Genomic DNA, 22,642 nt, shown 5'->3' with positions numbered 1-22,642 from the left:
TATTTTTAAAGCATTTGCATAGCAGGCAGCAAGAAATGCCAGCTTCATTCAGCTCTGTCCGCCCATTCAAAAGAACAAGGGAGCCTCTTTTATTTATGTATGGTACAATGATATTGGGTGATGTGTATGAGCCGCGTTATTTTGCATATTGATATGAATAGTTTTTACGCATCTGTTGAGGCTGCCTTTGATCCGTCGTTAAAAGGGCTGCCGCTTGCGATAGCCGGCAACCCGGAGGAGAGGAAAGGAATTGTTGTGACTTGCAGCTATGAAGCTAGAGCGTTTGGGGTAAAGACGACCATGCCAGTATGGGAGGCAAAGAAGCTTTGCCCGAATTTAATTGTCAAAAAGCCCCGTTTTGATCGTTATCGAAAAGCATCGAAAGCAATGTTTGCGATTTTATGTTCATACACACCGATTGTAGAGCCGGTTTCTATAGACGAAGGATATATGGATGTCACAGACGTCGCAAGACATCCGCTCGATCTGGCAAAAGAAATTCAACAGCGGCTTCTTGATGAGTTGGAGCTGCCGTCCAGCATCGGAATTGCCCCGAATAAATTTTTGGCTAAAACAGCTTCTGATATGAAAAAGCCTTTAGGCATAACGGTTTTAAGGAAGAGGGATATTAAAGAGAAATTGTGGCCTCTTGATGTAGAAGAGATGCATGGCGTAGGGGCGAAAACAGCTGAAAAATTAAAGAAGATCGGAATTCGGACAATCGGTGACCTTGCAAGAGGAAACGACGTTCAACTAGAAAAAATAATTGGTATTAATGGATTAAGGTTAAAAGAAAAAGCAAACGGCATTGACCATCGCCCGGTTGATCCATCGTCCGTTTATGATTTTAAAAGCGTCGGAAATCAGATGACGCTGCCCGAAGATGAAACAAATGAAGAAGAGTTAAAGAATGCCCTAAAAAGTTTGGCGAAATCGGTAAGTCTCCGATTGAAGAAAAAAGAGGCGGTAGCGACAAAAGTTGCAGTGATGCTTCGCTATAAAGACCGGACGACTGTAACAAAAAGTATGAAATTAGAAAACCCAACCGATGATGAAAGAACAATTTTCCAGCATGCTTTGATTGTTTTTCAAAAGCTGTGGAAAAACGAGCCTGTGCGCCTGCTCGGCATAACAGGGCAGGATGTGATGCACAAAAAAAATGCTTTTAAACAGCTTGATCTATTTACTTTTGAAGAAGAAGCGAAAAATGAACCGCTCCATCAGGCGATAGAAAAATTGTCTGAAAAATATGGAGAAGGAATTATCAAAAAAGGATTGAGCATGCATAAAGAGATTGATTCTTTCGGCTCGAGCTTCGGGAAAGATTTTTTCTTTAAATAAGTTTTTTAAACTTGTACTTTGTATATGGCTTTGACTTGAAAACAATCTATTAATTATGGTATTTTCAGTTCTGTAGAATAGTTATTCGAAATAGAAAGGGACGTATTCATATGTCAAAACAGCAAATAGGTGTTATCGGATTAGCAGTAATGGGAAAAAATTTAGCATTGAATATTGAAAGCAGAGGCTACAGCGTTTCTGTCTACAACCGTTCTTCAGAAAAAACAGACGAAATGCTAAAAGAAGCAGCAGGAAAAAAAATCGTCGGAACGTATAGTATAGAGGAATTTGTCAATTCTCTTGAAAAGCCTCGAAAAATTTTACTAATGGTTAAAGCGGGTGCTGCGACTGATGCAACTATTGAACAGCTTCTTCCATATCTCGATGAAGGAGATATTTTAATTGACGGCGGAAATACATATTATAAAGATACTCAACGCCGCAGCAAACAGCTCGCTGAACGCGGCATCCATTTTATTGGCACAGGGGTTTCCGGCGGGGAAGAAGGAGCTTTAAAAGGCCCTTCCATCATGCCGGGAGGACAAAAAGAGGCTCATGAGCTTGTGCGTCCAATTTTTGAAGCGATCGCCGCTAAGGTAAATGGTGAGCCGTGCACCACCTACATTGGTCCAGATGGAGCAGGACATTACGTAAAAATGGTGCATAACGGCATTGAATACGGAGATATGCAATTAATTTCCGAAGCTTACTTCATTTTAAAACATGTTCTTGGGTTAAATGCTCAAGAGCTTCATGAAGTGTTTGCTGAATGGAATAAAGGAGAGCTCGACAGCTATTTAATTGAAATTACAGCAGATATTTTCACAAAAATCGATGAAGAAACAGGAAAACCGCTTGTCGATGTCATTCTTGACACCGCCGGGCAAAAAGGAACAGGAAAATGGACAAGCCAAGACGCGCTCGATTTAGGAATCCCTCTTCCGATCATTACTGAATCAGTATTTGCCCGTTTTATTTCCGCCATGAAGGAAGAGCGTGTTAAAGCAAGCAAACTGTTGAGCGGACCGAATGTACGGCCTTATGAAGGAAGCAAGGAAGAACTCATTGAAGCCGTTCGAAAAGCGCTGTACATGAGTAAAATTTGTTCTTATGCTCAAGGGTTTGCGCAAATGAAAGCAGCAAGCGAAGAATATAATTGGAATTTAAAATACGGCGATATTGCCATGATCTTCCGCGGCGGCTGCATCATCCGCGCAGCGTTTTTGCAAAAAATCAAAGACGCTTACGATCGCGACCCTGATCTTCCAAACCTACTGTTGGACCCTTATTTTAAAGAAATTGTTGAAAGCTATCAGGGAGCTTTACGACAAGTTATTGCGATTGCCATCGAAAGAGGAATTCCAGTGCCGTGCTTCTCTGCCGCTCTTGCTTATTATGACAGCTACCGCACTGAAACATTGCCGGCAAACTTAATTCAAGCACAGCGCGATTATTTCGGCGCTCATACGTATCAGCGTGTTGACAAAGAAGGCATCTTCCATACAGATTGGCTGAATAAATAACGATAAAAAGCATCGGTTTTAACCGATGCTTTTTCATTTCGCCATGATTTTCCTTTCTCGTGAGCACCGTTCTGCTATTTTTCATTTTGAAAAAGAAAAATACAAAATTTTTCTTGATAAAAATTTCAACATAAATTACTATAAATTCAAATAAAGGTTATATATTCCATTAAGATATAAAACTAGACTTATAATTCATTTGCTAAAAAGCGAGATGAGTGATAAAAAATGATCCAATGGATAAAGGATAATAAATTTTCCAGCTATGTATTGTTTTTTATTGCTTTTACATTGTCGTTCATTTCGATCATTCTGTCCATCTATATATCGATGGGCTCAGAGGCGGAAAATATTCCAATCATGCTGAAAAAAGAAGGGGCGCCGGCTTATGCAATTTTCGGAATTGTCCTCGTGTTTATTATATTATCAGTCATAATGCAATTATTTGTAGGAGCTTCCATTACTCATTTTTTCGTAAAATTTCTATTTAGAATTCCTTTACAATTTTCTTTATTTTATAGAGTTTATCTTATTTTCACTTCTTTTTTAGCGCTATCGATTATTTGGCAATTGTTTATGTTCCGAGATACTTCGAATATTTTTTTCATTGTAGCCAATCCGTTTTTACTCTCAGGTCTTTTTGCTCTTTTTATTCTATTGAAAAGAATGGCGAATTTAAGCTGGAAAAAGCCGCTCCTTTTCACCATTTTTTCTTTATTCGTCTATTTGGCTTTTACATTTTTAGGAGGTTACGTATTTGATGAAGAATACATTATGTGACGTGATCTTTTCTAATATGGCATCAGGATGAAGTTATGCAGTTTATTATAAAGGGTGCACTAAAAGCGGCTTTTAAAATTTAGTACTCTTAAAATATCACATGATTCATCCTTATTCACGAGAAAACCGATCTAAACTTGTGTAAGCGAGTATGATAAGACATGTATTTAAAATTATGCTATTTATTAACGAATAAAATCATCAAAGTATTTATAAACAGGCTTTTTTATTTAAGCGATGGAATTGGATTGAAGTCTAATATTTTTAATCCGATCCTTCAAATACTGAAAAGATATGCTGTTTTTGTATGTTTGGCTGCTTATATATTCTGGTTTGTACTTGCGGTCTTATTCCAAATCTTGTTTCACCATATTTCCTTGCCCATAAAAACATTGAATTTATTGATTATCTTATATATTTTGCAGCTGTGTATAATTCAGGCTGGAAGCGGTGTTAGCGATGAAATTCGCAATTTTGCAATTGAAAGCAGATTTTCAGCAGACATAAAGAAGAAATTGATCATCACTAATGAATTTTTAGGCTTCTTTTTAATATGGCTGTTTCTTTTGCTCGTGTCATTGCCTTTTTTTATCGTACAGACATATTACAACTCCTATGCAGGCTTTGTTTTTCTTCTGCAAATCTTTTCATTTTTGTTCTTCTATGGGTTTGTGCTGGCATTTATAAAATTTTTATTATTTGTGTTCAAGCGAAGCTACCCCTTTGGAAGCAATCGGTTCATTATTTCTTTCATTTATTTGCTTCTCTGTTTATTCATCAATGGAAAAAAAGAAGATCTTGAATTTTTTGTTGGTTCTGCCGTTCGTTATTTTATTCACGGAGATTTTGCGGATTTTGTAATAAAATTTGTCCCTACCGAAGTCAATTTATATGAGTTGAGAATACATGGATGGCTGTTTTGGCTGGGCATTGTTTTAATAGGAATTTGCTTGTTTTTCTTTCATAAAGCCTGCGATTATTTATTCATTGAAAAGCAAATAATCCGATCTTTTTCTAAATACCATTTGCCTAAAAAGAAGTCATTATATATTTTTTTCAATTATATAAGATCAAACGGGATCATCAACAGCCATTTTTTCGTGACGTATACATTAACTGTTCTGCTGTTTCTATTTGTCGAATCTCTTCCTATAAAGGTGAATGATATATCCCTTTTTACAGTTTTTCTATTTATTTCACTATTCATGAATCATAATCATTCGAATATCATTTTGCTTTGTAAAAGACATAAACTTTCGATCATTCAAACGTCTGTTATGTTTTCGTATATTTTATGGGTTCAATACTTCATTGTGGTGATTTTACTAATTTCTGCGAAGTTGATATCTGCTGATCTGGCAGCATTATCCTTTATTTTATTAGGATTTGCCTTTATATTTTCCAGTCTAATCATTTATTGTACGTTTATTTATCAATTTGAAAAATATTTTATTGACGAAAAAGCGTTTGAAAAATTAGGCGGGATTTTAATCGTTCTCTTTTTTGCCTTCGTTGCTGCTATAAAATCCTTGCTGCGTCTAATAGGTTTAAACAATTTATTTTTAGGAGAAATGCTAAGTCTCATTTGTGTTTGTACAATTTTATTTTTAATTTTTCATAAAATCGATCGAATAAGAGGCTTCTTTTATGAGCGATTTCATTGATTTTTGAATGATGGCGTGCTTGGAATTTACCTAAACAATCGGCTTCTACGAAAATTTATTAATAAAACGCACCATTTTTGTCACATTATTCACTATGCTAATTTTTGCTGCTTTTTCAACAGCGATCGGTCATGGACAGCTTATCAACATTTCGCTTCATTTTATATAGGCTGGGAAGACAGCGGTCGCGTTGGCTTGCAGTCAGCTTCAATTAAGAATCAACAATGGGATTATGTTGTCTCCTCTTTAAATATAGAGGGAAATGTTAAAAATTAACATAAGTTAGGGTTGAAAAAGATGATTCAAGTTGCGGATTTAAAAAAGTCGTATCTGGCGAAAATGGAAATATTAAAAGGAGTTCAATTTACATTAGAACCAAATAATATCTATTGTCTATTAGGGAGGAATGGTGCGGGAAAAACGACATTGATGAAAATTTTGTCCGGCATTCTAGCTTATGATTCCGGCACGATTATAATAAAAGATAACAAAAAGCTTAATGAGCTTGTTCATTATGTTTCAGAGAAGCCAATTTTTCTAGATTTTTTATCTGGCTTTGACAACTTAGATTTTATTCAAAAAATCTATCATTTGAATATGTCGAAAGATGAATTGGAAAGGTTTTGTGAAGAACAAGGAATTCAGTCGTTTATCCACGAACTGGTCATCAATTATTCGCATGGAATGAAGCACCAGCTGGCTTTAGCCGTTGCTTTTTTAACGGATTTCCGAAAGAAGTCTCCCATCCTCAAGGAATGTGCAGGGCGTAGCCCAATGAGTAGGTGGGAGATGAATTTCGGTTGGCTTTAGCCAAAGGTTTTGATATAATCAGTCTTATATATAAAAAAGGATTGATATATCAATGAAATTGGATAGTAATAATCATTCAGTGTTCCTATTACATTATCATCTTGTATTAGTTGTAAAGTATCGCAGAGAAGTGTTCACCGATGAAATATCTGATTTTGCAAAAGATATGTTCATTGAGATCGGAAAAAAATACAACATTACTTTGACAGAGTGGAATCATGATAAGGATCATATCCACATCCTATTCAAAGCACATCCTAATTCTGAATTATCGAAGTTCATCAATACTTATAAGAGTGCAAGTTCTCGACTGATAAAGAAAAACTTTCCTCATATCCGAAAAAGACTATGGAAAGAGATGTTTTGGTCAAGAAGCTTTTGCCTGCTTACAACAGGCGGTGCACCAATAGAAGTCATAAAAAAATACATTGAAAATCAAGGTCAGAAGTGAGGTGATTTGATATGGCCAAACAAAACAAAGCCTTCAAATTTCGTTTGTATCCGAATAAAGAACAGAAAATCCAATTAGCCAAAACATTTGGTTGTGTTCGCTTTGTCTACAATAAGATGCTGGAAGAACGTAAGGAAACGTATGAGAAATTCAAAAACGATAAAGAAACGCTTAAACAACAAGCATTCCCGACACCAGCGAAATACAAAGATGAATTTCCATTCCTAAAAGAAGTGGATTCTTTAGCTTTAGCAAACGCACAGATCAATTTGCAAAATGCTTATAAGAACTTTTTTGAAGGTCGTGCGGAGTTTCCTAAATTCAAAAGCAAGAAAAATAAACAATCTTACACAACCAATATGGTCAACGGCAATATTAAGCTAGAAAATGGTCATATCAAACTACCAAAAATCAAAAAGCCAATGAAAATGAACCGACATAGAGAAATACCTGCTGATTATAAAATCAAATCTTGTACTATTTCTAAAACAAAGACAGGTAAATATTATATTTCGATTTTGACAGAATACGAGAAAGATATTCAGTCAGTAAAGATTCAAAAAGTAGTTGGCTTAGATTTTGCTATGGACGGTCTATATGTCGAGAGTGAACAGGGTGAGAAAGCCAATTACCCACGGTACTATCGACAAGCATTAGACAAACTGGCAAAAGCACAACGAATTCTTTCTCGCAGAAAAAAAGGTTCTGCACGTTGGGAAAAACAACGTTTGAAAGTAGCAAAGTTACAAGAGAAAATTGCCAATCAACGCAAGAATTTTCTTCACCATAAATCAAAAGAATTAGCATCAACCTATGACGCAGTTATCATTGAGGACTTAGACATGAAAGGAATGTCTCAAGCCCTCAATTTTGGAAAAAGTGTTCATGATAATGGCTGGGGTATGTTCACTACTTTCTTAGAATACAAGCTAAAAGAACAAGGGAAACAACTTGTAAAAATCGATAAGTGGTTCCCTTCTACTAAGAAATGTTCTTGTTGTGGCAAGGAAAAAGAAATGCCATTATCTAAACGTGTATATGAATGTTCTTGCGGTTTTGTATTAGATCGTGATCACAATTCAGCAATCAATATCAAAAATGAAGGATTACGCATATTAGCATAAAGAATAATAACTTTCGGAACGAGAGGGTAAGCTCGGTCAATTTCTTATCGTTAGATAGGATTACCCGAGAAGCCCCCACTTCAAGCGACCCGCAAGGGTGGTAAGTGGAGGGTAGTTCACTAAAACCGAAGGTATTGCTGTTGGATGAGCCGCTAGTATCTTTAGACCCGATTAACATTGCTGAAACTTATAAGAAGCTCGTTTCTTATGCCAGAAGGGGAAATATTGTTCTTCTTTCCACGCATATGATCCCGATCGCCCATAAATTGGCCGATGAAATATTATTGCTGAAAAACGGGAAAATTCATCAAGTTGCCAATCAATACAGCGAAAGCGAATTGGAAGATTATGTGTTAAATCAAATATAATAATATTTTTGCTAGATGCTTCAGCCATTTCAAAATCGATGCCGTTAATTATGCTGTCGTGCTTAAAACATCAATTATTGTCAAGACCGAAAAAATCACCGATTTATCATTCTCCAGAAAGATCTCATTGATCCTTTTATTGGGAGCCTCTTTTCCCGTAATCGACAGCTTCAAAAGGGCTGAACGTTGCAGCCCTAATTGTTTTGGGGAGAATTCACCAGTATGCTGTAAAATCTCCATATAATTATAAAGAAAAGGATATATCCAAAAAAAGAATAGAAATGATTCCAATCAGAAGAATGGATAAACACGCCCGCTCGTTCAGCCGCTTGTTCAAAAATGCAGGCTAAAATACCAATTAAGCAAAGTAGGATTGGGCGAACAAAAGGACGGATTTTATGCATGACGATTAAAAATGAGGCGGTGATAATAGGTAGAATGACGAGCGTAAACAAGATGTTAATAGAGAAGATTTTCGGGAACAATCGTTTTGGAAAGGCGTAAAATCTGCATTCAACAAAAATCAAATCTAAGTATGTTCCAAGTAAAGAGGCAAAAAGTGTTGCAGCAAGTAAAGCAATATTATTCCTTTCTAAGAAAAATTGCTTTTTTCGCCATGATGGTAAGTTCAATTTTTTCGATTGTTTTACAATAATCTTCATAAATATCCCCGCCTGAAAATGTTTCTTCTTTTAAATAGTGGATGACCTTCCAATCATGGAACCAATCTCCACTGTCCGCGTCTTCGTGTTTGATATTTCCCCAAGCGAATTTTAATTGAGGGCTGTAAATGCGCGGCTCTCCTTTTTTCAACTCGCACTTTTTTGTCCTTCGTTTATAGATTGTGCCTGGCAATGATTCTTTCACATGATGAAAGAGGTGCCCCCAGTAATCTGCTCTCGAACCTGTATGCTTATTTTTTTTGCCCAACGCAGCACTCCTTGTAAAACGTTCTCTTGGTGAAAAAGCAAAGAATATAAACGTTTACCTAACATAATTCGTTCATGAAGCGATGCAAAATGCTGCAGCGTCGCTCCGATTAAAGCAGGCTTTGTTTCATTTTCAACATACGGAAAGATGATGTGATTAAATCGCAAAAAATCATAAAGCTTGAAGCCAATCGTGTTTAATACGGTCTTTTGAAAATGATGATTTTGAATAACATGTTTTTCTAAATAGTTTTGTTCATTGATGACCGTTGCGATTGCCAGTAGATAATAGTTTCTGTTTTCCCAATAGTGATTCCAGATTGTTTCCATAAATGTTGATACGTTTAAATAGGGGAGGAGGTAAAATAAGTTTCGTTTCATGCGCAAGCTGTGGTGATAAAGTAAAAATTGCGGGAATACATCTTGAAAGATTAACCAATTTCCACGTTCTAAAAATAAAAAGTAGTTTTTTTGCTCCTTTTCTGATATTAGCCTTGTTAACAAGTCTCCTTTTAAATCTGTCATATGCCATCCTCCATTCCGGGAAACCATATGTCCTAAGAGCGCCCAATGGATGTCTGGATGCCTGATATAAAAATTTAAATATGCAGCTGTTCTAGTTACGTTGTTAGTGTTGAGTGTATTTGTCACGTTCACAATGGAATCAATGATGTTTTGTTCCCATGTTTGTAATGGAGGCATAGGCTGATTTACGTTACATTTCATTTTTTCGACGAGATCTTCCTTAATTTTCAAAAGCTGTTGATCGATCAATTTATTGTTGTTCAACCATGGAAAGACCATCCTATTCCTCCCTCATCGAATAGCTTCCATAAAAGCTGAATATGTATAGGAATAAGCTAAAACTTACTACATGAAGTGGTGGTGAATAGGATGAAACAACGAATTGAAGCTGAAATCAATCGATTGGCGGAATTAATCCTAAAGAGGCAAAATTTTGACGGAGCTTGGGATTTCCCATTTGAAACGGGTATTGCCACAGATTGTTATATGATTATCTTATTACGAACATTGGAAATTCATGATGAACAATTCATTCAATCACTCGTTGACAGGATATTAAGTAAACAGGAGAGAAACGGAGCATGGAAGCTGTTTTACGATGAAGAGAAGGGAAATCTATCCACAACAGTTGAAGCATACTATGCTTTACTTTATTCGGGATTCATCGATCAAAACAATACAAACATGCGACTAGCTAGGAAGTTTATCATAAACCATGGTGGCATTGGAAAAGTAAATATGTTTACGAAAGTCATGCTTGCTTTAACGGACCAAATCAAATGGCCTAAATCCTTTCATCTGCCGATCGAATTCATTTTATTTCCGACTACTTTTCCTGTAAATTTTTTTGACTTTTCCGTTTATGCAAGAGCCAATTTAATACCAATATTGATTGCTGCTGATCGCAAGTTTAGTATAAAGACAAAGCATACTCCTGACTTATCAGACTTATATGTTCATAGAATTGAAGACCTTTGGGACTTGGACTCTTCTGAATGGCGTTCTTTTTTTTCGTTTATATATGACGGCATGAAACAATTAGTAGGTATTCCTTTTGAGCTTCATCGATTGGCATTACATCGAGCAGAACAATATATGTTAAATCGAATTGAACAAGATGGTACCTTTTATAGCTACTTTAGTTCAACATTTTTAATGATTTTTGCTCTGATGGCTCTAGGATATTCGAAAAAGCATCCAGTTATTGTTCGGGCTGTTCAAGGGCTAAAGTCAATGAAGACAACAATAGATGGACATACTCATATTCAATACACGACGGCAACTGTTTGGAATACGGCATTATTAAGCTATTCATTACAAGAAGCTGGTGTGCCATCTGCGTCAGCTGCTATTCAAAGAGCAAATCAATATTTGCTTTCTCGCCAGCACTATCTATATGGTGATTGGGCTGTTCATAATCCGTATCAAATACCGGGGGGATGGGGATTTTCAAATATTAATACGATGAATCCGGATATTGATGATACAACAGCGGCTTTACGCGCGTTGCGAAAAGAAGCATTAAATAATCGCTCCTTTTGGGATCGAGGAATGAAATGGCTCCTGTCTATGCAAAACGATGATGGAGGCTGGGGATCGTTCGAAAAAAATGTCAATAAGTCATTGCTATCTTGGCTTCCGATAGAAGGCGGGGAAAAAATGCTTCTTGACCCATCAACGCCTGATTTAACGGGAAGAACGTTGGAGTTTTTAGGGAATTTTACACGATCAAGCTACAATCAAACGTTTATAAAGCAAGGGGTAAAGTGGCTTTTAAAAAATCAACGAAGTGATGGTTCTTGGTATGGACGATGGGGAATTTGTTATATTTATGGATCATGGTGTGCATTAACAGGCTTAATCGCAGTAAAGGTGAGAAGAGATCATCCTGCCGTACGAAAGGCTGTGAAATGGTTATACTCCATTCAAAATGACGATGGGGGCTGGGGAGAGTCTTGTAAAAGTGATATACAGAAAAAATTTATCCCTTTACCAGCTAGTACTAGAGTGCATACCGCATGGGCATTAGACGCTTTGGTAGCGGCAGAAGAAACGGTTACACCACAAATGAATCAAGCAGTGAACTATTTATTAAATTCAAAAGATGAAAATTCATGGACAATCACATACCCAAAAGGTCAAGGCTTACCTGGCGGATTTTACATTCATTATCCAAGCTATGAATATATTTTTCCTTTGCTGGCATTGGCTCATTTTGTAAAGAAATGGTGATTAGAGGATGGAAATTTGTACGCAAAAAGCTACGGCCGTAACATTTTTGATAATTAATTTTTAACCTTTTTACCGAAAAATAGTAGAACGATGTTTCAATGGAAAGCTATCCTCATTTAAAGTGAAATTCGCGAGACTCCTAAAGGGAAAAAGCGATCAGTGTAAGACAAAAGCTATGAATTATTTCCCTATGAGGAGTCATACATGAGAAATTTATGAAAAATAAAAAGGAAATCGCACTAGTTTATAATAATATTAATAGATATAAGGCTTGTAGATTATCAAAATATTTAATCGGATTAACTGTAAACGGTTACAATTTATTTGAGCTAAAGGTGAAATATATGTCAAACAAAAGATGGACATTAACTTTTTTATTCTTAATTATTTTGTTTCTATATGTTTTTATTCAATTTATATGGACGTCAAAGCAGATGGAAGAGACAGTGGAAGCTCTTGACAAAAGGGTTTCCCTACATGAAGAACCTCCGCATTTTATTCTTATTGCTCAAGAATTCGATAATCCATACTGGCGGAAAGTAGAAAAAGGTGCTCAGGATGCTGCAAAAAAGTTTCAAGTAGAAGTTGAATATGTCGCTCCGTTACGAACAAGTATTGAAGAACAGATTAAGCTATTAGAAAAAGCAATTGCTTCTAAAGTAGATGGAATCATTGTTCAAAGTTTGGATGAAGAAGCATTTACTCCAATCATTAATAAAGCAATATCCAAAAATATTCCAATTATCACAATTGATACAGATGCTAAAGCGAGCCGTCGTCTATCCTATATAGGGACAGACAATTTTGCAGCTGGTCAATTGCTTGGGAAAACCGTGGTAGATATGACAACAGGGCAGCATAAAATTGGGGTTATTATTGGGAGTGAATCATCTGACAATCAACAGGAGCGGCTAGATGGTTTTTTGTCAGTTATTAAACAACATCCAAGGTTAGAAGTAGTGGAAGTCCAAGCATCCAATATTTCAAGAATACAAGCGTCCATTCAAGCTGATATTATGTTAAGAAAATATCCCGATATTTCAGTGATGGTTGGGACAAGTGCTTTAGATGCAATTGGTATGACAGTGGCTGTGAAAAATTTGCAACGATCCGATATTCAAATTTTTGGATTTGATGACGTCGAAGAAACATTATTGGCAATAAAAAAAGGAGAGATTACAGCAACCATCATTCAAAAACCATATGAAATGGGTTTTATTGCTGTTCAATTAATGTCCAAGCATTTGCAAGGACAACCTATTCCAAACGTATATTTTACTTCAAGCAAAAAAGTAGATGCATCAAACGTACAAATGGAGGTAACACCGTGAATATACGGACAAAATTGTTTATCTTTATTCCATTGCTCGTCATTTTACTCAATACTATAGCATTTTTTATTTTTGATAGTGGAAAAAAAGTTCAAAAGAGCTATGACTTCATGGTCCATCGTATTTACTTATACAAACAAATTTCCAATGAAACTCAAGAAAATCTTCGCTATTTAAGCAGCTATCTCATATATCAAGACAAAGAAAATCTTAACTTGCTAATTAAACATAAAGCTAATTTAGAAGCTCTGCAAAATAATTTAAGCAACAATTCGGCCAGTAATGCTTTAGTAGTTGATAATTACAAAAATATGATCAATACTTTTCTCCAACTGGAAGAAGCTATTTTAACAAACTTAAAAGAAAAAAAATTTCTGGATCAAGCTGATCAATTCAAAGAAATAGAAAGAGTTGCTTCTTTCATTCGGGAGGATAGCCAACAACTAGTAGACATGGAATTGAGTGAATACCAGCCTGTGTATAATAGTATGTTGGCAATTAACGAAAATATGAATAAATGGGGAGGAAGTTTGTTTATTGTAACCACAGCATTAAGTATCGTATTTGCTATCTGGCTGTCTCGAAGTATCGTCATTCCCATTCAGCAGCTTGTTCAAACAGCTAAACAAGTCGCTGCGGGAGACTTAAATACGAACGTGCCGATATACCAGCCAAATGATGAGGTTGGGGTACTAGGAAAAGTGTTTAATCAGATGATTGAAAATTTACGAAAATTAATCTCTAAAAATATGGAAATACTAGAAAAAGAAAAATTAATGAGAGAATTAGAGTTAAAAGCACTTCAAAGTCAAATTAACCCGCACTTTTTATTTAACACATTAAATGTGATCTCAAAGCTTGCATATATTGAAGGAGCTGAAAAAACGAGTGAACTAACCATTTCTACTTCCAATTTATTACGATATAATTTGCGGAAATTAAACGAACCTGTCATGCTGCGTGAAGAAATTGAAAATGCAAAAGAGTATTTTGCCATACAAAAAGCACGATTTCGTGACCGTATTTCATTTCAAATGGAGATTGATAATCATTGTTTAGACCAATCAATACCTGCACTTACGATTCAGCCTTTGCTTGAAAATGCTTTTGTCCACGGGATCGAATCAATGGAATCAGGAGCTGTTATTGAGTTAAGCGTCAAAGAAAAAGAAGGAAGAGTGTTGGTGAAAATTTCGGATAATGGTGTAGGGATGGATGAAAAGATTGTGAAAACAATACTCGAGTCACCATCTTTTTCAATTAAAAAATCAACAGGACATTCAACAGGATTAGGAATGGAAAATGTGTTTCGACGTTTGCGATTATTTTACCAAGTACATGATATCGTGGATATTAAAAGCAAGCAAGGTCGCGGCACCACGATTTTGTTGTCATTACCAAGAGTAAGGGGGGAAAAGATGCATGTATAAACTTCTCATTGCAGATGATGAACCTCTAGAGCGTGAAGGGTTAGAATTGATGATTCAAAAATGTTTGCCCAATCAATTTCAAATTTTTCATGCTGAAAATGGCCGATTGGCGATACAACAGATGGAAAAGCATCAGCCGGAAATTATATTTATGGATTTAAAAATGCCTGGTATTCAAGGACTGGAGGCGATTGAAGAAATAAAAAAACAAAATCCTAAGATTAAAATCATTATATTAACTGCATTTGATTATTTTTCCTATGCAAAAGAAGCCATTGAACTCGGTGTGAATGATTATATTTTAAAACCAGCTAAAAAAGAGAAAATTGTCTCTGTGTTGAAAAAATGTATATCAGAATTAGAAGAAGAATTGCTAAATCGTGAGAAGGAACTGAAAATGAAAGAAAAGCTGGGACACCTTTTTTCAATTAGTGAATCCGAATGTGCCCTAATGATTATGATGGATGCAGTATCAGAAACAGACGTGGATGAATTGCTTTCTCTGTTAAAAATCCCTCACCGAACTAGCGTAGCCTTTGTCATTGAATTTTCCGATATAAAGATGGAAGAGAAACAAGATTTATACCAAATTGTCAAAAGGTATATGAAAAATAAACAAGAGTGTATATGCAGTCCTTTAATCGATCATCGTATGACGATATTTTCTTTTCCTTCCGATCAGGACATGACGAGAAATCAATGGATTACTCTTTCCATGAAATGGTTGAAGGAAATCGAAAAACGAACAAACAAAAAAATTAAAATAGGAATTGGTACTTTGCAAAAGGATATTCAAGGCTTTAAAAAGTCATATCAAGAAGCTCTTCTGGCTGTAACATCTCAACCGTATTTTGGACGGGTAAAACATATTTCAGAAGTAGAGGCTGCACACGATTCAGACAAGAAAGAAAAGAATCGAACTTTACTAAATTCAGAGAATACGAAGGGACTAGATATAGCACTTCAATTTATTTCTGATCATTTTCACGAAGATATTACACTAGAGGAAGTCGCTCAATTGATGAATTTTCATCCACACTATTTTAGTAAACGATTTAAACAGGAAACGGGCCAAACATTCTCTGATTTTTTAACACACATGCGTATTGAAAAAGCGAAAGAACTGATGAAACAATACCACCTTAACGTAAAAGAAATCTCTTATTATGTTGGTTATAACGATCCTAACTATTTTAGCCGAGTTTTTAAAAAAGTTACAAAAATGACGCCAAAAGAGTATCGAAACCAACTGCAGAAAAATAAATGATAAATTCGATCACTTCTCCTATACGTGCAGGGGGGGTGATCTTTTTTTAGCACTTTTTTGACAAATATTAAAAGAGTCCTTTTTTGGTAGTCAGTAAAATTTTTACAGGTGAAAAATGTCCCTTTATAAGTCGAAAAAGTGAAGGAAATAAGAAAGAAATCGTTTTCATATGCGTGATAGGCTTAAAAATGAAAGCGTAAACATTACGAGGGGGGTTTCAAATGAAGAAATGGTGGAAAACTTTATCGATGGCAGCTGCATCACTTGTTTTAGCTTCTGCTTTAACAGGATGCGGCGTTGTTTCATCGGGAGGCGAGGACAAAAGCAGTCAAGCAAAAGAAGATGGCGACAAAATTGTGGTTGGTTTCTCAATGGATACGTTAAAGGAGGAGCGCTGGCAGCGCGATAAAGACCTGTTTGAAGCAAAGGTAAAAGAATTAGGAGCAGAAGTAAAAACGCTTGCGGCTAATGGCGATGATGCCGCTCAATTGAATCAAGCAGAACAATTAATTTCCGAAGGGGTAGATGTGTTAGTTGTTGTACCACATAATGCAGAAGCTACAGCAGCTATTGTTGACAAAGCGCATAAAGAAGGAATTAAGGTTATTTCGTATGACCGCCTGATTAAAAATGCAGATGTAGACTACTATGTATCTTTTGACAATGTTCGAGTTGGGGAAATGCAGGCGAAAGAGATTGTTAAGCAAGCACCGACTGGAAACTATGTATACATCGGTGGTGCCGATACAGATAATAATGCTCACCTATTCCGTGAAGGAGCTATGAATGTGTTAAAACCGCTTGAAGAAAAAGGGGATATTAAGATTGTTTATGATCAGTTCTCAAAGGACTGGAAGCCTGAAGAAGCATTGAAAAATATGGAAAACGCTTTAACAGCAAATAAAAATAATATTCAAGCAGTTATAGCAGCAAATGATGGCACAGCTGGCGGCGCCATTCAAGCATTAGCGGCTCAAGGACTGGCAGGGAAAATCCCTGTGTCTGGTCAAGATGCAGAGCTGGCTGCGCTGCAACGCATCGTGGAAGGAACGCAAACAATGACGGTTTATAAACCAATTCATGCTATTGCCACGAAAGCGGCTGAAATAGCTGTAGCTGTTGCAAAAGGAGAAAAAATCGAAACAGATCAAAAAATACCGAACGGTAAAATCGATGTTCCATCTATCCTTCTCGATCCTATTGCTGTAACGAAAGAAAATGTTCTAGATACTGTCATTAAAGATGGATTTCACAAATTAGAAGATGTCTATCAAAATGTTCCAAAAGATCAATGGCCAAAACAGAATTAAATGTTATAAAGGCTGACTCTTACAAAAGAGTCAGACCTTTCTCATTCTATCATGCTGCGAATGGGAGGGAAGATGGTTGTATTCGTTAGAGATGGATCAAATAACAAAAGAGTTTCCCGGAGTGAAAGCATTAGACCGTGTAACATTTAAAGTGAAAAAAGGTGAAATTCATGCGCTCTGTGGTGAAAATGGAGCGGGTAAATCGACGTTAATGAAAGTATTAAGTGGATTATATCCAACTGGAACATATTCAGGAGAGATTCGTATAAACGGAACCCCTGTACATTTCCGCAATATTAAAGATGCAGAAAAGGCAGGGATTGCAATTATTCACCAAGAACTTGCACTCGTTAAAGATTTGACAGTTGGAGAGAACATTTTTCTAGGAGCAGAACCGAAAAAATATGGCGTCATCCAATGGGATCAATTGTTTTATGAGTCATCCGAATGGTTAAATGCAGTAGGTTTAAATGTGGCTCCTCAAACGAAAATCTATTCACTTGGCATCGGGCAGCAACAACTTGTGGAAATTGCCAAAGCTTTGTCTAAAAATACGAAGATATTGATTTTAGATGAACCGACAGCTGCCTTAACAGAGAGTGAAGTCGAAATATTAATGGGAATTTTAGAGGAATTAAGAAAAAAAGGGGTAACATGTATTTACATTTCTCACAAAATGCCTGAAGTTTTTCGTTTAGCTGATTCTATAACCGTCTTACGTGATGGAAAATCCATTGCAACTCTATCCAAAGATGAAACAAGTGAGGATGAAATTATTTCTTTAATGGTCGGCAGAGAATTAACGGAACGATATCCGCAAGCTGAACGAACTCCAAAAGAAACGATTCTTGAAGTGAAAAACTATTCTGTCTGGCATCCAGACATGCCAAAAATGAAGGTAAATGATAATATTTCCTTTTCACTTAGAAAAGGAGAGATCCTTGGAATAGCTGGATTAATGGGGTCTGGTAGATCAGAGCTTGCCACAAGTCTTTTTGGAGCATATGAGGGAAAACGGGAAGGCGAGGTATGGATAGAAGGTAAAAAGGTTCACATTCGCAACGTTCAAGATGCTATTAATGAAGGGATAGCATTAGTGACAGAGGATCGAAAACGCTTTGGTCTTGTTTTAAGTATGGATGTGAAAACAAATACCACTCTTGCCAGTTTGAAAAAAATTAGCAAATGGGGCGTTATGAACCATAATGAAGAAATGAAATCAAGCCAACAGTTTGTCCAGAAGTTAAAAACTAAAACGGCATCTCTTGAAACGAAAGTTGGAGCATTATCGGGAGGGAATCAGCAAAAAGTCGTTATTGCCAAATGGTTGATGTCTAAGCCGAAAATTTTAATTTTAGATGAACCTACACGGGGAATTGATGTAGGGGCAAAATATGAGATTTATCAATTAATGAATCAGCTGGTTAATGAAGGAGTCGCAATCATTATGATCTCATCAGAGTTGCCTGAAATACTTGGTATGAGCGATCGAATTCTGGTCATGAACGAAGGCAGATTTGTGAAAGAGCTGACGAAAGAAGAAGCCACACAAGAAAAAATTATGTCAGCAGCAACGGGAGGAGGGAAATAAATGGAATTAAAAGTGACGGCTCAACAAAAGACAAATGTCAAAAAAAAGTCGTTGAAAGATATAATCGGAAAAATTGACGTACGGGCTTATACGATGATTGGTGCCATAGTTGCGATTTGGCTGTTCTTTGGAATTTTGAACGATACATTCTTAACAGCGCGTAACCTTTCAAATTTATTCACTCAAATGTCTGTTACTTCTATTTTAGCGATTGGAATGGTCCTCGTTATTGTTGCCGGACACATTGACTTATCTGTCGGATCCATTGTAGGCCTTACAGGAGGTATTGCTGCCATATTTAGTAACTGGATGGGAATGCCAACGATTGTTGTCATTGTTGTCACGTTAGTTGCTGGTGCAATTGTTGGCCTACTTCAGGGTTGGCTAGTTGCCTATCAGGCAATTCCTGCATTTATTGTCACTTTAGGCGGTATGATGGCATTTCGCGGCATCTTAATGGGAATAACGAAATCAACAACCATTCCTATTTTTGATGCGAATTTTATTGCCCTTGGAAGTGCCTATTTTACAAATATGTTTGGGATTGTGTTGGCCATACTAGCAGTAGTCATTTTGGTTATTTTAACAATAAGAAAACGAAAAACTCGCTTAAATTATGGATTTGAAGTAATGCCTCTTTCATTGGAAATCATGAAAATACTTTTTCTTAGCTCACTCATTGTTTTATTCGTCATCACGATGAACAGCTATAAAGGAATTCCGTTTCCCATTATATTTGTTATCGGTTTGGCAGTCATTTTTTCATTTATTGCGAATAACACAACATTTGGCCGTCATATTTATGCAATTGGCGGAAATTCAGAAGCTGCGCGTTTATCAGGAATTAATATTAAAAGTCGCACGATGATGCTGTTTGTATTTAGCGGATTGTTATCAGCCGTTGCAGCAATTGTGTTAACAGCTCGTCTTTCTTCTGCTACCATTTCGGCTGGCCAGATGTATGAATTAGATGCTATCGCTGCATGTGTCATTGGCGGAACCTCTTTAATGGGCGGATCTGGAACGATTATTGGTGCGATTATAGGGGCCATGGTCATGACATCGCTCGATAATGGAATGTCCCTTATGGGGTTGGACACCTATTGGCAGTACATTGTGAAAGGAAGTATTCTTGTACTAGCAGTCTGGATAGATATTGCAAGCCGTAAAAAAAAATAAGTAGTTAAAAATCTGCTACAAAAGGGCTGAACTTTGGATATCATTCATAGTTTCAGCCCTATTTGTATTGGTAAAAAATGCACCAGTATGCTGTATATAATTATGAAGACTATATCAAACTATGGAAAGCTTGGAATAAACCTCATTTCATTTCCTATCCTTGTGGTCATTTAGGCATCGTATTTCAACGAAGGAAAATCACTAAGGACGGAATGTGATTTATTAAATGTAAAATCACATAAATAAAAAAGCCTATAGGTAATTCTAGAAGCAATTAAGAAGTTCGATAACTAAACTTACCTCTTAAATAAGCCTAATTTTTTTGCTGCTTTTTTCTTCCATTTTTTAAAATGTTGTTGACATGGTTTTTGACCGTTCGGATGGAAATGAACATTTCATCTGCAATTTCACGTATTATCTATGAACTCTAATATTTTTCATTCGGTTGGCGTTAGTTGTGATTGGATTTTTTCCATCTTATATTGATTTTCTATCTTTTTAACTTGCAAAATTCTTTGGTCAAGTCCAAATTATTGTGTAAATTCCCCCCTACGAACTTTACTTTCTATAATTTGGATGGGGATGTTTAATAAGTCGTTTTTCGGCTTATAGACGCTCTTTTAATGTTTTAGAAATGTTGATAGATTGATATTTTTCAATGAGGATTTGACTTTTTAGACAGCCTCTATTGGATATATTTTTTAACTATCACTTTTTTGATTAATTCTTTCACAAACCGTTTCGTTTATATCTAAATTCGGTAAAAAATAAATTAAGATAGAAATGAAGAATATTTATGAAAGGAGTGAAAAAATGAAGCAATACCATATCATTGTTTCAGGACGTGTGCAAGGAGTGGGGTTTCGATATTTTACGCAATCAAAAGCGGTCGAGCACCAAATTTCCGGTTGGGTTCGAAACAAGATGGACGGAACGGTTGAAATCGTTGCAGAAGGAGAGGAGCAAAATTTACAGAACTTTCTTGCCTCTATTCAAAAAGGTAGTCCTTTTTCAAAAGTTGAAAATATACAATTAACGGAACATGATGAAGTGGAAGGCTTTCAAAAGTTTGATATTCGTTATTAATCATTAAAGCATCAATATGATAAAACACCCCTATTTGTACAAGGGGTGTTTTAATAAGGCAACACTTTTAAATTGAAAAATGTCATTAGATCGGCCACCAATGGAAGCCGTCTTTGGCAAGAAGTTCATCCGCTTCTTTAGGACCCATCGAGCCTGCCTCATAGTTAGGGAAGGCTGCTTTTTTACGGGACCATGCATTTGAAATCGGATCAACATATGCCCATGATAAGGCGACTTCATCCCAGTGGGTAAAATTCGTGGCATCGCCTTGCATGCAATCATATAGCAATCTTTCATATGCCTCCGGAGTGTTCATGCCGTCGATGCCGTTATTGTTGTAAGAAAGCTTAATTGGTGTAGCCTCTGAGCTTACTCCCGCTTTTTTGGCATTGAGATGAAGCGTAATCCCTTCATCAGGCTGGATATGGATGACAAGCAAGTTTGGAACGCGGTCGCTTTCCTTTTTAAAGTATAGGTTCATTGGAATATCTTTAAATTCGACAACAATTTTTGTTGATTTTTCTTTCATCCGCTTTCCTGTGCGAATGTAAAAAGGAACGCCTGCCCAACGGTAATTGTCAATCAAAATCTTTCCGGCCACAAACGTTTCTGTATTGGAATCGGGATCTACATTTGCTTCTTCTCGGTAGCCGATAACCTCTTTTCCATTAATTATTCCCTTTGTATATTGGCCTCTTACAAAATAGCTGTCGACTTCATTTTCCTGAATTGGCCGTAAAGCACGAAGCACTTTAATTTTTTCGGAACGAATTTCGTCAGTCGTTAATTTAATTGGCGGTTCCATCGCAAGCAAGGCCACCATCTGCAGCATATGGTTTTGCACCATATCTCTGAGCGCACCGGATGTTTCATAATAGTTGCCCCGGTCTTCCACGCCGAGTGATTCGCTTGAAGTAATTTGAATATTGGAAATAAAACGGTTATTCCATAAATGTTCAAAAAGCGCATTGGCAAATCGAATGACTTCAATATTTTGCACCATTTCTTTTCCTAAATAGTGGTCGATTCGGTAAATTTGCTCTTCATCGAATGCGGCGCGGATTTCATCGTTTAATTTTTGGGCGGAAGCTAGGTCATGGCCGAACGGCTTTTCAATGACAAGTCTTGTCCATCCGTTTGTATCTTTTAAACCGTGCTCTTTTAAATTGTTAGCGATGATTCCGAAAAATTCAGGCGCCATCGCCAAGTAAAAGACTCGGTTCCCTTCCGTTTGATATTTTTCATCCAAGTCGGAAAGTAAGCTTTTTAAGCTGTGATACGAAGACTGGTTCGATACATCAAACGGATGATAATAAAAATGCGAAGTAAAGGATGTTAGATCGCTGTTGACGGAAACTGCATTTTCAACGGAATCTTTAACATTTTCCCTGAACGTTTCGTTCGTCCATGGTCTTCTTGCCACGCCAACGACCGCGAATTCTTCGCTGATCTTACCGCTTTGATATAAACGGTAAATGGATGGGAATAATTTCCGTTTTGCTAAATCTCCTGTTGCTCCGAATATAATGATGATTGCTTTTGGTAACTGGATTGTATTCACTGAACGTACCTCACTTTATCGTTTTGCTATAAATTTTGCTAAAAATATGTACCCGTTCAAATATTTAATTTTAAAGGTAAACGTACTGTAACGCAAATAATATTTGCTGATTTTTCTGCTAAATATTGAATGAATGTATT

Annotated in this window: 18 protein-coding genes and 1 pseudogene; 16 read left to right on the top strand and 3 right to left on the bottom strand. The window is 36.4% G+C overall.

Annotated features, from left to right (window positions below):
* The first annotated feature begins 117 nt into the window (after positions 1-117).
* The 8 genes from NSQ41_RS12575 to NSQ41_RS12540 all read left to right on the top strand — a co-directional run bounded on the left by NSQ41_RS12575 (position 118) and on the right by NSQ41_RS12540 (position 8,061).
* Positions 118-1,341, top strand: coding sequence for a DNA polymerase IV (locus NSQ41_RS12575; RefSeq protein ID WP_242009269.1), 1,224 nt, complete (start codon positions 118-120; stop codon positions 1,339-1,341).
* A 110-nt stretch (positions 1,342-1,451) separates the two neighbouring features.
* The gene (gene gndA / locus NSQ41_RS12570) at positions 1,452-2,864 is read left to right on the top strand and encodes an NADP-dependent phosphogluconate dehydrogenase (protein WP_063388147.1); all 1,413 of its coding nucleotides are present in this window, start codon (positions 1,452-1,454) and stop codon (positions 2,862-2,864) included.
* Positions 2,865-3,092: 228 nt separating this feature from the next.
* The gene (locus NSQ41_RS12565; RefSeq protein ID WP_094246183.1) at positions 3,093-3,644 is read left to right on the top strand and encodes a hypothetical protein; all 552 of its coding nucleotides are present in this window, start codon (positions 3,093-3,095) and stop codon (positions 3,642-3,644) included.
* Between the two features lie 161 nt (positions 3,645-3,805).
* Positions 3,806-5,308 (top strand): hypothetical protein, encoded by a 1,503-nt coding sequence (locus NSQ41_RS12560; protein ID WP_094246182.1) that lies wholly within the window; start codon positions 3,806-3,808, stop codon positions 5,306-5,308.
* Positions 5,309-5,605: 297 nt separating this feature from the next.
* Positions 5,606-6,118, top strand: coding sequence for an ATP-binding cassette domain-containing protein (locus NSQ41_RS12555; RefSeq protein ID WP_339210038.1), 513 nt, complete (start codon positions 5,606-5,608; stop codon positions 6,116-6,118).
* Between the two features lie 52 nt (positions 6,119-6,170).
* Positions 6,171-6,569: an IS200/IS605 family transposase gene (gene tnpA / locus NSQ41_RS12550; RefSeq protein ID WP_094245197.1), complete on the top strand. Its 399-nt coding sequence runs from the start codon at positions 6,171-6,173 to the stop codon at positions 6,567-6,569.
* A gap of 11 nt (positions 6,570-6,580) precedes the next feature.
* Positions 6,581-7,693, top strand: coding sequence for an RNA-guided endonuclease TnpB family protein (locus tag NSQ41_RS12545; RefSeq protein WP_003353586.1), 1,113 nt, complete (start codon positions 6,581-6,583; stop codon positions 7,691-7,693).
* Positions 7,694-7,797: 104 nt separating this feature from the next.
* On the top strand, positions 7,798-8,061 hold the full coding sequence (locus NSQ41_RS12540) for a hypothetical protein (RefSeq protein ID WP_339210036.1): 264 nt from the start codon (positions 7,798-7,800) through the stop codon (positions 8,059-8,061).
* A 194-nt stretch (positions 8,062-8,255) separates the two neighbouring features.
* On the opposite strand, the gene NSQ41_RS12535 is transcribed toward NSQ41_RS12540, so the two are convergent.
* Positions 8,256-8,723 carry a CBO0543 family protein gene (locus tag NSQ41_RS12535; RefSeq protein ID WP_338420485.1) on the bottom strand — a complete coding sequence of 156 codons (468 nt, stop codon included), beginning with the start codon at positions 8,721-8,723 and terminating at the stop codon, positions 8,256-8,258.
* Positions 8,644-9,692: pseudogene (locus NSQ41_RS12530) on the bottom strand (DUF2515 family protein). The gene NSQ41_RS12535 and the pseudogene NSQ41_RS12530 overlap by 80 nt, the downstream one beginning before the upstream one ends.
* A 192-nt stretch (positions 9,693-9,884) precedes the next feature.
* Between NSQ41_RS12530 and shc the strand changes: the two are divergent.
* From shc to NSQ41_RS12490, 8 genes are all read left to right on the top strand, one after another.
* Positions 9,885-11,747, top strand: coding sequence for a squalene--hopene cyclase (gene shc, locus NSQ41_RS12525; protein WP_339196779.1), 1,863 nt, complete (start codon positions 9,885-9,887; stop codon positions 11,745-11,747).
* A gap of 344 nt (positions 11,748-12,091) precedes the next feature.
* The gene (locus NSQ41_RS12520) at positions 12,092-13,078 is read left to right on the top strand and encodes a sugar-binding protein (protein ID WP_339210034.1); all 987 of its coding nucleotides are present in this window, start codon (positions 12,092-12,094) and stop codon (positions 13,076-13,078) included.
* Positions 13,075-14,508, top strand: a complete 1,434-nt coding sequence (locus NSQ41_RS12515; protein ID WP_144596820.1) for a sensor histidine kinase — start codon at positions 13,075-13,077, stop codon at positions 14,506-14,508. Before NSQ41_RS12520 ends, NSQ41_RS12515 begins: the two co-directional genes overlap by 4 nt.
* Positions 14,501-15,775: a response regulator gene (locus NSQ41_RS12510; protein ID WP_311066304.1), complete on the top strand. Its 1,275-nt coding sequence runs from the start codon at positions 14,501-14,503 to the stop codon at positions 15,773-15,775. The genes NSQ41_RS12515 and NSQ41_RS12510 overlap by 8 nt, the downstream gene beginning before the upstream one ends.
* 221 nt (positions 15,776-15,996) lie before the next feature.
* Positions 15,997-17,085: a D-xylose ABC transporter substrate-binding protein gene (gene xylF / locus NSQ41_RS12505; RefSeq protein WP_066247637.1), complete on the top strand. Its 1,089-nt coding sequence runs from the start codon at positions 15,997-15,999 to the stop codon at positions 17,083-17,085.
* A gap of 91 nt (positions 17,086-17,176) precedes the next feature.
* Positions 17,177-18,676 (top strand): xylose ABC transporter ATP-binding protein, encoded by a 1,500-nt coding sequence (locus NSQ41_RS12500; protein WP_130157813.1) that lies wholly within the window; start codon positions 17,177-17,179, stop codon positions 18,674-18,676.
* A complete protein-coding gene (locus NSQ41_RS12495) occupies positions 18,677-19,855 on the top strand; it encodes a sugar ABC transporter permease (RefSeq protein WP_327874122.1) in 1,179 nt (392 codons plus the stop codon). It abuts the gene before it with no gap.
* Positions 19,856-20,668: 813 nt separating this feature from the next.
* The gene (locus tag NSQ41_RS12490) at positions 20,669-20,941 is read left to right on the top strand and encodes an acylphosphatase (RefSeq protein WP_094246179.1); all 273 of its coding nucleotides are present in this window, start codon (positions 20,669-20,671) and stop codon (positions 20,939-20,941) included.
* Positions 20,942-21,026: 85 nt separating this feature from the next.
* On the opposite strand, the gene zwf is transcribed toward NSQ41_RS12490, so the two are convergent.
* Positions 21,027-22,502 carry a glucose-6-phosphate dehydrogenase gene (gene zwf, locus NSQ41_RS12485; protein WP_066247642.1) on the bottom strand — a complete coding sequence of 492 codons (1,476 nt, stop codon included), beginning with the start codon at positions 22,500-22,502 and terminating at the stop codon, positions 21,027-21,029.
* Between the last annotated feature and the right edge of the window lie 140 nt (positions 22,503-22,642).

The sequence above is a fragment of the Aeribacillus sp. FSL K6-8210 genome (assembly GCF_037963925.1).
GTDB classification, from domain to species: domain Bacteria; phylum Bacillota; class Bacilli; order Bacillales; family Aeribacillaceae; genus Aeribacillus; species Aeribacillus composti.
This window is presented reverse-complemented; position numbering and strand designations above follow the sequence as displayed.

What these genes read in the sequence shown, in the direction of transcription:
- NSQ41_RS12495 (WP_327874122.1), top strand. Translation starts at nt 18,677, where the DNA reads ATGGAATTAAAAGTGACGGCTCAACAAAAGACAAATGTCAAAAAAAAG.
- NSQ41_RS12535 (WP_338420485.1), bottom strand. Translation starts at nt 8,723, where the DNA reads ATGAAGATTATTGTAAAACAATCGAAAAAATTGAACTTACCATCATGG.
- shc (WP_339196779.1), top strand. Translation starts at nt 9,885, where the DNA reads ATGAAACAACGAATTGAAGCTGAAATCAATCGATTGGCGGAATTAATC.
- NSQ41_RS12545 (WP_003353586.1), top strand. Translation starts at nt 6,581, where the DNA reads ATGGCCAAACAAAACAAAGCCTTCAAATTTCGTTTGTATCCGAATAAA.
- NSQ41_RS12560 (WP_094246182.1), top strand. Translation starts at nt 3,806, where the DNA reads ATGTATTTAAAATTATGCTATTTATTAACGAATAAAATCATCAAAGTA.
- NSQ41_RS12555 (WP_339210038.1), top strand. Translation starts at nt 5,606, where the DNA reads ATGATTCAAGTTGCGGATTTAAAAAAGTCGTATCTGGCGAAAATGGAA.
- gndA (WP_063388147.1), top strand. Translation starts at nt 1,452, where the DNA reads ATGTCAAAACAGCAAATAGGTGTTATCGGATTAGCAGTAATGGGAAAA.
- NSQ41_RS12490 (WP_094246179.1), top strand. Translation starts at nt 20,669, where the DNA reads ATGAAGCAATACCATATCATTGTTTCAGGACGTGTGCAAGGAGTGGGG.
- tnpA (WP_094245197.1), top strand. Translation starts at nt 6,171, where the DNA reads ATGAAATTGGATAGTAATAATCATTCAGTGTTCCTATTACATTATCAT.
- NSQ41_RS12520 (WP_339210034.1), top strand. Translation starts at nt 12,092, where the DNA reads ATGTCAAACAAAAGATGGACATTAACTTTTTTATTCTTAATTATTTTG.
- NSQ41_RS12565 (WP_094246183.1), top strand. Translation starts at nt 3,093, where the DNA reads ATGATCCAATGGATAAAGGATAATAAATTTTCCAGCTATGTATTGTTT.
- NSQ41_RS12500 (WP_130157813.1), top strand. Translation starts at nt 17,177, where the DNA reads ATGGATCAAATAACAAAAGAGTTTCCCGGAGTGAAAGCATTAGACCGT.
- NSQ41_RS12510 (WP_311066304.1), top strand. Translation starts at nt 14,501, where the DNA reads ATGTATAAACTTCTCATTGCAGATGATGAACCTCTAGAGCGTGAAGGG.
- xylF (WP_066247637.1), top strand. Translation starts at nt 15,997, where the DNA reads ATGAAGAAATGGTGGAAAACTTTATCGATGGCAGCTGCATCACTTGTT.